General features: G+C 64.2%; 12 protein-coding genes. 9 read left to right on the forward strand and 3 right to left on the reverse strand.

Annotated elements, in window-relative coordinates; translation table 11 throughout:
• Nucleotides 1-246 precede the first annotated feature (246 nt).
• The 3 genes from GQR16_RS19355 (at nt 247) to GQR16_RS19365 (ending at nt 2,948) form a co-directional block, all read left to right on the forward strand.
• Nucleotides 247-657 (forward strand): DUF2510 domain-containing protein, encoded by a 411-nt coding sequence (locus tag GQR16_RS19355; protein ID WP_157416808.1) that lies wholly within the window; start codon nt 247-249, stop codon nt 655-657.
• Between the two features lie 37 nt (nt 658-694).
• On the forward strand, nt 695-916 hold the full coding sequence (locus GQR16_RS19360; RefSeq protein WP_157416809.1) for a hypothetical protein: 222 nt from the start codon (nt 695-697) through the stop codon (nt 914-916).
• Nucleotides 917-1,193: 277 nt separating this feature from the next.
• Nucleotides 1,194-2,948, forward strand: a complete 1,755-nt coding sequence (locus GQR16_RS19365) for a DUF4407 domain-containing protein (RefSeq protein ID WP_157416810.1) — start codon at nt 1,194-1,196, stop codon at nt 2,946-2,948.
• On the opposite strand, the gene GQR16_RS19370 is transcribed toward GQR16_RS19365, so the two are convergent.
• Nucleotides 2,924-3,664 (reverse strand): hypothetical protein, encoded by a 741-nt coding sequence (locus tag GQR16_RS19370; protein WP_157416811.1) that lies wholly within the window; start codon nt 3,662-3,664, stop codon nt 2,924-2,926. The two genes, GQR16_RS19365 and GQR16_RS19370, sit on opposite strands and share 25 nt — an antisense overlap.
• Nucleotides 3,665-3,804: 140 nt before the next feature.
• On the opposite strand from GQR16_RS19370, the gene GQR16_RS19375 reads away from it, so the two are divergent.
• The 6 genes from GQR16_RS19375 (at nt 3,805) to GQR16_RS19400 (ending at nt 10,477) form a co-directional block, all read left to right on the forward strand.
• The gene (locus GQR16_RS19375) at nt 3,805-4,986 is read left to right on the forward strand and encodes a hypothetical protein (RefSeq protein ID WP_157416812.1); all 1,182 of its coding nucleotides are present in this window, start codon (nt 3,805-3,807) and stop codon (nt 4,984-4,986) included.
• Nucleotides 4,983-6,845 carry an AAA family ATPase gene (locus tag GQR16_RS19380; RefSeq protein ID WP_157416813.1) on the forward strand — a complete coding sequence of 621 codons (1,863 nt, stop codon included), beginning with the start codon at nt 4,983-4,985 and terminating at the stop codon, nt 6,843-6,845. The genes GQR16_RS19375 and GQR16_RS19380 overlap by 4 nt, the downstream gene beginning before the upstream one ends.
• Nucleotides 6,842-7,498 (forward strand): 4Fe-4S single cluster domain-containing protein, encoded by a 657-nt coding sequence (locus tag GQR16_RS19385; RefSeq protein WP_157416814.1) that lies wholly within the window; start codon nt 6,842-6,844, stop codon nt 7,496-7,498. Before GQR16_RS19380 ends, GQR16_RS19385 begins: the two co-directional genes overlap by 4 nt.
• Before the next feature lie 134 nt (nt 7,499-7,632).
• Complete coding sequence (locus tag GQR16_RS19390; RefSeq protein WP_170298580.1) at nt 7,633-8,025, forward strand: FHA domain-containing protein; 393 nt, start codon at nt 7,633-7,635, stop codon at nt 8,023-8,025.
• Nucleotides 8,022-9,776 carry a protein kinase domain-containing protein gene (locus GQR16_RS19395; protein WP_157416816.1) on the forward strand — a complete coding sequence of 585 codons (1,755 nt, stop codon included), beginning with the start codon at nt 8,022-8,024 and terminating at the stop codon, nt 9,774-9,776. Before GQR16_RS19390 ends, GQR16_RS19395 begins: the two co-directional genes overlap by 4 nt.
• The gene (locus GQR16_RS19400; protein WP_157416817.1) at nt 9,773-10,477 is read left to right on the forward strand and encodes a PP2C family protein-serine/threonine phosphatase; all 705 of its coding nucleotides are present in this window, start codon (nt 9,773-9,775) and stop codon (nt 10,475-10,477) included. The genes GQR16_RS19395 and GQR16_RS19400 overlap by 4 nt, the downstream gene beginning before the upstream one ends.
• Before the next feature lie 330 nt (nt 10,478-10,807).
• On the opposite strand, the gene GQR16_RS19405 is transcribed toward GQR16_RS19400, so the two are convergent.
• The gene (locus tag GQR16_RS19405) at nt 10,808-11,017 is read right to left on the reverse strand and encodes an efflux RND transporter periplasmic adaptor subunit (protein WP_157416818.1); all 210 of its coding nucleotides are present in this window, start codon (nt 11,015-11,017) and stop codon (nt 10,808-10,810) included.
• An 851-nt stretch (nt 11,018-11,868) separates the two neighbouring features.
• On the reverse strand, nt 11,869-12,354 hold the full coding sequence (locus GQR16_RS19410) for a hypothetical protein (RefSeq protein ID WP_157416819.1): 486 nt from the start codon (nt 12,352-12,354) through the stop codon (nt 11,869-11,871).
• Nucleotides 12,355-12,533 lie beyond the last annotated feature (179 nt).

Consider the following 12,533-nt stretch of genomic DNA (forward strand, 5'->3'; position numbering starts at 1 on the left):
CGGGAATCCGTGGCTTCGCGAGGGACCTACGTGACCAGTGCGCCCGCGCTGGCGGATGGCGGACGCTAGACGCCGGCGTCGAAAACGAGTCTCGTGGAGTGGGCCGGATGGCGTAGCGACCGGTCGAGTCCCTTGGCGCTCCTCAATGTACTCGCCGACTCTTTGTCGGATCAGGAAGTAGCACGGGACCAGCGGCCGGGGCTGTCTGGACGACGAGAATGACAGCTCTCTCAATAGACTCTCGCCATGGCAGAGAACGACGCGGCACCGGCTGGCTGGTACCCCGATCCGACCCACTCTGGACAGCAACGCTGGTGGGATGGTCGGCAGTGGGGCCCGCAGGCGCCGAGCGTAGCCCCGGCTGCACCGCTCCCGGCACCTCCCGCCGCCGTCTCGGTGAGTCCGACTGCGCCTCTATCGCCGCGGATTGACGCGAAGCCTTCCAAGGGGCTCGCGATCGCCTCGTTCATCGTAGGTCTGGTCTCGCTCGCGCTCATGTGGGTATTCGTGCTTGGCCTCGTTCTCGGGCTCACCGCTGTGACGCTCGGGATCGTTGGCCTCAAACAGTCCAAGCCATTTGCAGTCGTCGGAATCGCCACTGGCGGCATCACCGCCGCAGTGTTCGTGCTGGTCATCGCGATCGGTTCCATGAGCTGAGAGCCACACGAAGAAACAAAGATGGAGGGGGACCATCGTGCTAAAGAAGTTGGGTGCTGTCGTCGCGATCGCAGGCGCGGTCGTACTGGCCGGGTGCGGGAATCCACAGTCAGACGCGGACAAGACAGAGATCGCGAAATGCCAGAAGCAACTGGAAGACACGCTCACGGAGGCTGGTTCGGACCGTGAGCTCACGCAGGATGAAATCGACGCGTGCAACGACGCGGACCAGCGGGCATTCATCCTCGGAGAGGACTGACTTCTGTTGGGCAGCCGGACCGTAACGTCCGGCAAGCGCAGACTCTGCGCGAGCTTCAGCGGTGCCGGGTGCATCGCTGCCGTTTGACCCATGAAGTGGGGTGGCTTCGGAGCGATTCGTGCGCCCCCGTTCGTGCGACCATGTGAGGACCCTAGACCCGAACGCGATCAGCTTCCCGGCCCGACTTTGCTTCCCAGCAGGCGGCGCGAGTTCCACAGCGCCATGAGCTGGAGTCTCCAATCGCGCGGGCCGGACTGCACGGAAGAAATGGTGGGAGTTGGCCGAAGCCGAGGAGCGAATCGAAGCGTCGTCGGCGAACGGCGATGAAGACGCCATTCACATCGGACCCACGCCGAGTGCCGCAAACCCACCTGAGCCTGAGCCTGAGCCTGAGCCTGAGCCTGAGCCGGGTTCGGTTATCGGTTCGGCCTTGGCGAGCGATCAGGGACTACCGCTCACACCGTTCCATACTCGGCTCGCTGTCCTCGCCGGAGCGCGTGCGAGTGTCTTGGCTGAGGTCCCGCGCGAGGCGGATCGGTTCACGCAGATCCTTCCGCTCCTCATCGCCACAGCGGCCCTTTCTTCGGTTTCGATGGCTTTCGCCGTAGCCAACGGCGTGTTGCCGGGGGAGCCGTACGCTTGGTATGCCGCGATCCCGGTCGCAGTGCTCTGGGGTGCGCTGATCTTCATTGTCGATCGAGCCCTGACGTCGTCCATGAAGTCGACGAAGAGTCGTTTGCAGCTCTTCATGAACTTCATTCCGCGTTTCCTCCTCGCGCTGCTCATTGGTGCGGTGGTCTCGGGGCCACTGGTACTGCAGATCTTCGCGAGCGACATTCGCCAGGAAATGATGACCATCAACCTGGCCCAGGGCACCGCACAGGGCGAACAATTGCAAGACGGGCCTGAGAAGGCCCGACTCGATCGAGCGTCCGCGGAGTTGGACGCTCTGCGTCAACAGGCGCAGACGGGTTCTATTTCGGGAGTCGAGACTGCGAGCCAGGCCACCGCCGACGCTCGCGAGCAGGTAGCGACGCTCCAATCTCAACTCGACGCTCAACGGTCGAACCTGGATCGAGCTAAGGCTCTCTATGTATGCGAACGCAACGGCGCACCGCTTGTCGACGGATGCACCGGTGTTGCCGGTTCGGGCCCTGCGTTCGATGCGGCTCGGGCCAGCATGGATCGCGAGCAGGCTTCATACGACCAGCTCTCCCGACAACTTGCCGATGCGCAGGACGCGCTCGCAGCATCGGAGCAGACCGATGCCGCCGCGACCGCAACGACAGCCGAGCTGAACCGTGCCGAAGCAGAGGCTCTGCTGCCGGCGGCGCAATCCGAGTACGACGCCGCGCTCGCTGAATACCGTTCGATGAGCGAGAAGATCAGCCAGACGAACGCTGGAGCGCTCGGATTGCTCGCGCAGATGCGTGCTCTCGAGCACCTTCAGGCGCGCGAAGCGTCTGTCGCGGCCTTGCACCTGGCCATCTTCTTGCTGTTCATCGTGATCGAGCTCATGCCCGTCATGATCAAGATGTTCCGCAGCTACGGTGACCCCAACCCCTACGAACTCGTCGAGCAGGCGGCGACCACCTCCGCGGTGACCCAGTTCGACCACGAGCAGCGGATGCAGCAGAGCAGACTGGACCACGCGCACCAGGTCGAATCTGAGCAACTGAACCATGAGCACCAGCTCCGCAGCGACCAGCTTGAGCACGAGCGAGATGACGACCGTCGCACGCGTGTGGCACGCGCGAACACCGTCTGGACGGTCGAACACGACATGCTCATGCGGGAAGTCGAAATAGGCAAGCACCAGAACGCGCGAGTGGCATCGCAGATGGAAAAGGTCGTCGGCCGGGCATTGGATGACTGGGAGGGGGAGGTGAATCGCCTTCTCTCTGGCGGGCCCTCCTCGCCTGACGGTGCGGACGCAACTACAACTGCGTTGCGGCCCGTCCCTGACGCGGACGCTGCGCGGCGTTCGCCGCTCTGGACGGACCGCGGCTACAGCCGCGACGAGTCGCTTTGACGCCGGAGCAAAGCGGCGCGCACTTCACCTCGAGGCGAACGGTCGCCGCCGTTGAGCGATTCCCGCAGGAGCCCCATCAAGCGGGCGGCCGCACCGACGGCTCTCGGAGCCGAATCCCGAGTCTGACGCTGCACATGCGCGACCGACTCCGTGGTGAATCGAGGAACGGGCACGTGCAGTGCGGCGACGGAGCGCGAGGGGATCTGGACTCGAGGTAGACCGATCCGCGGTACTGGCGGGAGGACACCGGCCGGAATCCGGAATGCGGGCAACTCGAAGCACTCGACTTCGCCTGCGAGCAGATCTGTGATTCGGCCCTCGTTGTTCAAGCGCAACATGACCTGACCGGACACAAGCACCCGCACTGAAGCAGAGTTGCCGCTCGGCACAATCTGTTCTTCGCCGTCGGGCCCAATCACGGTCGCCCGAGTGCTCGGAGGAGTTAGCCCCTCCCACGTCACAATGACATCGGAACTGCGGAGGACGTGCCGCCGGTCCAGCTGGAGGTCGGAGACCGTCGGGGGACTCGGCGGTGCCTGCTCGCCTGAGTCGACGCCTTCTGCGACCCAGCGGGCCTCGCTGGTCGCCCGATCACGCGTGGCCTCGACGAGCGCGTCACGCAGATCTTTATCGAGCCCCCTCGCTGCTCCGGCGCCGTTGACGATATCGAGATACCACGGCACCGAACGAGCGGCGCTGTCGTCGGGCTGAGACATGCGAGCATCCTACAGAGCCAGGGCGCGGCTGTCTGTGCCACGAAAACGGGGTTCCCCGGCGGCGGTCGCGCTTCTTTTCGGCGATTAGGATCCATTTGCAGAGCCCCCGTCAGTGCGCCAAGACCCGAAAGCAGGACCCGGTGAGCGGACCCAAGAGCGCTGCCTACGTGCCCTCGGCAGCCGAGTTGGCGCGCCAAGCGGAAGTGCGCGCACTTCGCAGGGCTGTGTCGCGCTTCCGCGTGCTCTCCGACGATTTCGAGGCGCTGCGACGGGTGGCGGATGGCATTGGGGAGGCCTCCGGAACGTCGATTTCGGTGCCCGGTCCGATCGAGCGGGACCTAGGCGCGGCTGCAGATATCGAAGCGCAGTGCGCCGAACTCGAGCGAACGATCGCCGAAACCCGGAAGCAGGTCTTCGCCGAACAGCGCCGGATCGAAGAGCAGCGATTCCTCGACTATCTGGGAGCGATGGAAGAGCTCGATGTCCCGGCGCACGGATCGAAGACCTCGGCGGAACGGGAACCGGTCCGCCCGGGTTCGCACCCGGCGCCGAGCGAGCCGACACGCGATCGGGCGGAGCGGTACCTCTCCACTCTCTCTCCTGGTGCCGAGCTCACAGAGCGCGCCAGAGCGCTGTTGGCCTCCCTGAACGAGGCCGCACCCGATCTTGCGAGTCTCATCGTCCGGGATCTGCAGGCGGAGATCGGGCAGATCAATCGGGCGGCGAAGCACCAAGCGAAGATCGACGAGCGGCTTCGCGAGCTCGATATCCGGGCAGGTGCGGTGGGCGACACCGAACTGTTGCGAGAGATCGTCTTCGCTCGTGCTGAACGGGTCGGCATGTCGGACGAGCGCGTTGCCGCGCTCGAGGGCCGAGCTGACGAGGCGGAGCGCCTGGAGGCTGCAGCGCAGTCGCGGGACGCCGCGCGCAGGGTACTGGAACTGGCCCTGCTCGCCGAGGGCTACGAAGTGCTCTCCGGGTTCGAGACGGCCGTCCCGGAGGACGGCGTGCTCGTTCGAAGGCCCGGACTCGACTTCCACGCATGGCGCGTCGCCGTTGACGACGAGAGCATCCGCATGGACGTGGTCAGGACGACGCTCGAGGCGGATGCTCGTCTGGCGGGAACTCGCGATATCGAAGCCGAGACCAGAATCTGCGCCGATCTCCCTGCCGTGCTCGGCCGAATCGCCGCATCGGGAGTCGAGCTCGGTCGAATGCGCCGGCTCGAACCCGGGGATGCCCCGGTCAAGGTGCTCCCCGGTGCCACTAGGGCGCACAAGCAGGCCAGCACCACGACGAAGCAGAAGGAACGCTCCCAGTGACTGATCTCGTTCTTTCATCGCGTAGACACGTCGCTGATGACTATCCCGCGTGGATTCGCGAGATCGACTACACCCTGACGATCACGCCGCAGTACGTGCTGACTGGCAACATTCGAGACACCCACCTCCTGCCGGAGTCCGCGCCCGGATATCCGACCCCTACGACGACGCTCGGCGCGCTCGTGGACCTGTTCGAAGCAAATGGATACGACGCGGTCCTCAGCTATGACCTGGTGGACGGTCTTGCCGTCGCATACGAACGCTCGCCTGGAGCGGCATCGCTCATCGTGCCGAACCTGACTGCGGACCGATCGCTCGAGATGACGGTCGCTAGACTCGGCGACGTCTTGCGCAGAGTCGCGGCGCACACGCAGAGCGCGGTGGCGTTGATCATCGACTACGGGTCCCGACTTCGGCGATCGAACAACGACCTCGAGCCTGAACTGCACGCGGTGCTTGCGCTCGCGCAGAAGTTGGCGAACGCTTCGCCGACCCCGATTCGCACCGGATCTCGACCCACGGGCGTGTTCAACACGACCGTGTGGTTGATGGATCAGGAAGGCGACCTGCCGCACTGGCTCGCTTCGGACGGGCGTGTACGCGTCATCAGCATCCCGGCTCCGACCTTGTCCGCCCGCCGGGAGGCGGCAGGACGGTTGCTGCCCAGCGTCGCCGAGTACCCGTTCGAAGATGAGGCCCGCGCGGAGCAGGTCACCTCGCGCTTCACCGAGCTCACGCACGGGATGTCACTGCGCAGCATGAGCGAGATCGCGCGGCTGGCGATCGGGAACGGTATACCCGTCACGAGGATCGACGAGGCCGTACGAGGCTACCGCGTGGGTGTGGTGGACAACCCCTGGAAGCAGCCGAGCGTGCTCGACAACATCCGCCGTGGGAACGACACGCTCGGCACACGTGTGCTCGGTCAGGGTTCGGCGATTCGGAAGTCGATCGACATCCTCATGCGAAGTTCAATCGGGCTCACGGGGGCGCAGAGCGGCGGCCACGCGAGCCGCCCGCAGGGCGTGTTGTTCTTCGCCGGTCCGACCGGTGTTGGTAAGACCGAACTCGCCAAGTCGCTGGCCGAACTGCTGTTCGGCACGGAAGACGCGTACACCCGGTTCGACATGAGCGAGTTCTCATCCGAGCACAGTGAAGCGCGGCTGATCGGTGCCCCGCCCGGGTACGTCGGTCACGACGCGGGCGGCGAGCTGACCAACGCCATGCGCCAACGCCCCTTCTCCATCGTCCTCTTCGATGAGATCGAGAAGGCACACCCGCGTATCCTCGACAAGTTCCTGCAGATCCTGGAGGACGGGCGCCTTACCGACGGCACCGGCTCCACGGTGTACTTCAGCGACGCCGTCGTCATCTTCACCTCCAACTTGGGCATCTACCGGGAAGAGGGTGGCAAGAGGGCGCCGATCGTCAAGCCTGGTGAGCCGTATGAGGAACTCGTCGCAAAAGTGCGCGCCGCTATTCACGATGACTTCGTCACGCGCATCGGCCGGCCAGAACTTCTCAATCGAATCGGGGACAACATCGTCGTCTTCGACTTCATCAGCACCGAGGTCGGGCGTCTGCTCGTTGCGAAGTATCTGAGCAACATCGTTGAGCGGGTGCGTCAGCAACGCGATATCGAACTCGAGATCTCGGGTACGGTCGAGCAGCGGATCCTCAGTGAAGCGCTCACCGAGGAAACTCTCGCATTCGGCGGCCGTGGTATCGGCGCCGTCGTCGAGTCCGTCTTCATCAACCCGCTCGCGCGGGCGATCTTCGAAACGGATGTCGCTCCGGGACCGGCGACCGTCTCGGGACTGGAACGGTCAGCCGAAGGCTGGACGGTCACGCTCGCATGAAAGTGCTCATCAACAAGCTCCACTTCCCGGTCGAGGTACTTGGTCCGGGGCGCCGCGTAGGGATCTGGATGCAGGGGTGCACGATCCGCTGCTTCGGATGCATCAGCCGCGACACCTGGGCGGCGGATGCCCGATTCGCCGTCGACATCGACGAGGTACTTCAATGGATAGCGTCCCTGCCGACTGGGGCCGTCGACGGCATCACGATCTCCGGCGGTGAGCCGTTCGACCAGCCGGACGAGCTCCGGCAGTTGCTCGACGGACTGCACGTCTGGCGCGAGGCGCAGGCGATCGAGATCGACCTTCTCGCGTACAGCGGACGCGCCGAAGACGAACTCCGACGGGATTTCGGAGACATTCTGTGCAAGCTCGACGCCGTTATTCCAGAACCGTTCATCCAGGGCGAGCCCACGACCCTGCCATTGCGCGGATCCGCGAACCAGGATGTCGTCGCGCTCTCCGAACTCGGCACGGAGCGCTACACCGGCGACGCGCTCCACTGTCTTGCCGCTCAACGACAGCGGGTTCAGCTGGAGGTCGACGAAGAGTCAGTCTGGATGATCGGTATTCCGCAACAGGGGGTGATGCGGCGAGTGCAGCGACAGGCCGCGGATGCCGGGATTGCAATGCGGAGGCCCTCATGGCTCGTGTAAGGATGATCACCTGTCGGAGCTGTGGGACCGAAGTCCCTTCCGTCGTGATCTTGTGCAGTAATTCCGAGTGCGGTCGTAATCCGCGCGACGACCCGCCCCGAAGTGCTGACGAGCCGTCCGGCACCAGCACTGGATTGGACTCCGTCGCCGAAGCCGCGAATCCGGCTGTGGCCCCCGCTGCAGCGACCCCTTTCGGAGCGATCCGACTGACGCTGCCAAACCACGACTCGGTCGAACTGCAGGCGGGTGAGCGTGTCATCCTGGGTCGTGAATCACCGAACGAAAGCGTTGCGCGGGCGTTCCCGGCGAAGCTCGAGGACGTGAGCCGGCAGCACGTCAGGGTAGTGAACGACGCTTCCGGTCCGGCCCTCGTGATGCTCGGCGAGACCGGCGGCAGTGTCGGGGGCACGTTCGTCGGCGACCGCAAGCTGCCGAACGACGAGGGCGAGCGATTCCCGCTCCACCACGGCGATCGCATCCGACTCGGCTCCCTCGCCTGGTGCAAGGTGGAGTTCATCGACGCATGAGTACCGACGAGGAGCGTCGCGTCCGTTCTGCAGATGACGCAACCACCCGGCTCTCGCAGGAGCCAGGCAGTGCGGTGACTCGGCAGGTCGGGACGTCCGATCCTGCGGTCGCGTCGCAGCCCGGGCAATCGACGCGCCACCAAATGCCAAACCCGGGTCCCGGAACCCGGCAGATCGGCCGACAAGCTGCACCGGCGGATTCACCTGGCCTCGCACCCGAGACGCGCCAGCACATACCGCCCAGGGACCCAAAGACCCGTGCATCGTCGCCCGCAGTCGGCGCGCAGGCGGCCGGGAAGTTTATTTCTCGAAACCTCCCGCCCGAACTCGAGAGCCAGTTCAGAGCGCTCGAAGAACTCGAACCGGGCGGCCAGGCAGCCGTGTTGCTGTGCGAGCGAGTCGAAGAGCCGCGCGATCGTGTGGCGATCAAGCTTTACAACAATGCGGTGCCGGACGGCGCGGATGACCCGCGCGAGCGACTTCGGGACATCCCTGCCGACTACGCCGTGAGTTACGCTCCGCCGTATTTCGGAACTGCGAGTGGGCGATGGTGGGAGGTACACGAATACCTCGAGATCGGGAGCGTCAAGGACTTCGCCCGTACCCAGGGCGGGCACCTTGAGCCCGGTCAGCTCGTGGACCTCGTGCGCGGCCTAGTGGATGCGCTGGATCACCTGCATCACCGGAGTCCGAGGATCATCCACCGGGACATCAAGCCGGCGAACATCTTGCTTCGCTCCAGTAGCCCCATGCGTGCTGTCCTCGCCGACTTCGGCGTCGCGATCTTGACGAACAGCACGATGACGATGCGAACCAGTTCGCGCACAGAGGCATACGCCAGTCCGGAGTCCACATCGGGCGAAGTCCGCCCAGCCTGGGACTGGTGGAGCCTCGGTATGACGCTCGCAGAGCTGGCCGTTGGTCGGCATCCGTATCAGCTGGAAGACGGCCGCTTCCTCCAAGAGGCTCGGATCGAGAGCGCACGAGCTACGAAGCCCGTCCCGCTGGATCACATCGACGACCCGCGCCTGCTGGTGTTGCTCCAAGGCCTCCTGACGCGGGATCCGGACCAGCGCTGGGATCAGACGAACGTGCGCTTGTGGCTGGAGGGGGGCAGCCCGGTACTCGGCAGCGAATGGACGGCACCGAGCTCACCGGCACGACCAGATGCGGCACCGGTTCAGTTCATGGGCGCAGAGTTCAACGACCCAGTCGAGCTCGCGCGAGCCATCACGCAGAACTGGAAGCGGGCAGGCAGTTTGTTCGCAGGCCGTGATCTCGACCGAATCGTCGACTGGATTGACGATGTCTCGCCCGGTCGCTCCATTCGCGGCTTCGTTGACACCTATCGGGCTTCTCGCCGCGGCTCCGGCGACCGGGCGATCGGAAACCTCAATCTGCTGCTCGCCAAAATCGTCACCAGACTCGACCCCGAGGGTGAACCGAGCTTCATGGGGGAGACGGTGGATCTCAAGTCGATGAGCGGCTGGGCGGCTCGACTCGGGACGCGGACCTCCGGACAGCTCAAGGATGTCGTCGAGCAGCTCTACCAGACCGGAGCGCTGCACGAGTACCGGCGAGTCGCCGGTCACGAGCGGCTCGGAGAAGTCCACGGTCAGTGGGAAGAGCTGAGCTCGCAAGGCGAACAGTACTTCACGCTGGTACCGCGAGCAGGTGAGATGACGCCCGAAATCCGGGCACTTACATTGCGCTTGGCCATTGTTCGCGTCCTCAAGGAGTCAACGGCATGACTATCAAGCTCGACGTCGTGGTGGCGACTCATCGTGGCCTCGTCCGCGACCACAATGAGGACGCCATAGGCATCGCCGGCTGGTCTATACAGGGTGAGACACCCTCGATCGTGGACCTGCTGCTCGACATCGATGCTCCGAAGGAACTGGTGATCGCGGACGGGCTCGGCGGACATCTCGCCGGCGAGATCGCAAGCCGGGTCGCGGTCGAAAGCTTCTTCTCTGCTGAAGGCACCCTGGAGGATCGGATCGGAGCGGCCGACGAGGCCCTCCATGGGGTCGGCATCTCCGATCCTCGATCGTTTGGACTCGCAACCACGATCGCCGGCGTGCAAGTACACCCGGACCGACGGATGACGGTCTTCAACGTCGGCGATTCTCGCGTCTATCGGTTGGTCGACGGTCTCTTCGGGATGCTGTCCGAAGACGACAGGCACCAAGACGGTGGGGTGACACAAGTGCTCGGCGGCGAGTTACGGATGGTCGTCGAGCCGCACATCTTCGAGACGGATCTTGCTGATGACATCCTGCTCATCTGCAGCGATGGCCTGACGACTGTGCTCGACGACGATGCGATCGCCGAAGTTCTTGCGCTTCCGCTGCGCGAAGCAGCCGCTGAGCTCGTGAATCGGACTCTGGAGGCGGGCGCCCCCGACAACGTCACGCTGATTCTCTGCAGAATGAGACACGACGAGCGGTAGCGAAGCGATTACGCGCGGTGAGATGGCTTGCGGTGGTACATCGGCCATCTCGCTTGAGGGAAGGGCGTGAGGTCAGCGTCCCGCCCGCCCCGCAAATACGCGTTGATCACACATTCAAGCTGGACGCGGCTTGGCTGCATTGGATCCATTCCGTTGGACCGACCGAGGATTGGCCCACATTGATGGCTGAATTGCCAGTGCGGGCACGTAACGATTGGGGATGCTCTCATCGTCCCCCCGATGGTCGAGCTGACGGAACGCGAACTCTGCGCCGACGTCAATCACGGCGGCTTCCCTTGGGTCTCGAGGGAATGTTGAGGAGTCGAGCGATCAACTCGTTCGGTTCAACTGGTCCTTGGCCAGTTGTAATGCCCGCTCGGCGTTGCGAAGCGCCGCTTCGGCAGGACCGACCTTGTCCCAACCTCGTTCGAGGTCCTCCTTCGACGAGCGACGTGCGCCCTCTACCTGCATTTTTGCGGATTCGACCTGGGCTTGCATCCGATAGACCTCGGCCTGTGCTTGTTCTCTTGCCGTCGCCACGCTCAACCCTTTCGTCGATTCTTCAAGCTGAACTGTTCGATCCGCTCCAGTGAGGATGGGCCCCTTCAGGCCCGTCGGAAGAAAGGTGTTCGGATCGTTTCGCCGAGGCCAAGGTACGGTTGTGCGCGCCGCAAAGCGTAGCCCCCGATATGGGCACGCGTTCCGCTGTAACTGCTGGCGTGGACTTCGCTGTCCGCCTCAGAAAGTCGAGGCATCCCCTCCGCAGTTCCCGGTACTCGCCAATTCGGGTGAGCTGTTCTGTTACCGGGACCGGGACCGGGACCGGGACCGGGACCGGGGCGGGGCGGAGGGGTCAAATCCGAACCAGCCTGCCCGAGCCGTGTGGAAGGAGGCGACGGGGTTGCGGTGAAATCAAGCCGGCCCGGACGTCTCTGGCGTGTGGGTCTTCCGGATCGCGCTTTTGATAGCGTTCGCGATCTGGGGCTTGTTGAGGTCGGCGTTGCTCTGTCCGAGGAACCGGCGAGGGCGTGGTTGTGGGTCGCACCAACAGCGTGGGCGGCGGTGGCGCCGACGATCAAGGGTGGTGGGATGAGGTCGAAGATGTGGCCAGCTTTCGTTTGAGCGGCGACCCACGTCCGGGTGCCACGGTGTCAACCGGGAAGGAATTCCTGCGCGAACAGTACGACTCGGTTCCCGGCGTTCTGCGCGAGGACTGATACGCATTGGGTCGCTGATGCTGTGAGGTTGAGGGCGCGGGGGAGTCGCCTGTACGGACGACCGAAATTGCTGTCCGCGCCGTTCGTCGCTCGACCGCGTATTCACCATTAATGGCGGATTGCCCGGCACCGATGTCAAGACCTTCGGCAGTCCCAATGCCAATACCCCTGAGTTCAGGTCCGGTTGCTGCCCGTAATCCGTCGCATGAGCAGGGCGGGCGCCTCCGGAGGGTCGGAAAGCCCCCTCGAACCGCTTCGACCGTCTACGAACCGCTTCCGGAGATTGCTTAGCCACAGCTGCTCATTTGATGACTCGAGGCGCCGCGCCGCATGCATCATGCGCCGATGATGAGTCGGAAAGTCGCGTTCGAAGGCCTGGTACGTGACGAGCGCGTCGAAGAAGCACTTCCAATAGTGCTCAAGGAGATTCGCGAGAATCGTCACGCGGTAGAGAGAGATGCTTTCAAGCTCGCGGGTCCGAGCATGGTTGATGCCGTCGGCCTTTCGCGTGAGTGCGGTCGACCATTCGCCGTGAGCCAGGGAGTTTCGAGTGTCGATAAGGGGATCGAGGTGCTTCCGCGCAACGCGAACGAGATCGAAGTAGCGCGCGCGGTCGGCCGCGGGGAGGCCGCTGGGAAGGGAATCAATGCTGATTTCCACCCTTGGTTCGCGACGCCCTAGGCGATCGACAAGAGCGATCTTCAGGAGGAGGTGAATCGGCCTGACTTTCGTTCCTATCGGTTTGCTTGTCCGGCAGGTGCCGGTTGGGCTGATTCCAGGTCAGCGTAGTACTCCTGCTCGACCTCGATCGGGGTACGCATGTCGAGCTCGCCGTGCAG

It is taken from the genome of Agromyces allii, assembly GCF_009749385.1.
GTDB classification, from domain to species: Bacteria; Actinomycetota; Actinomycetes; order Actinomycetales; family Microbacteriaceae; genus Agromyces; species Agromyces allii.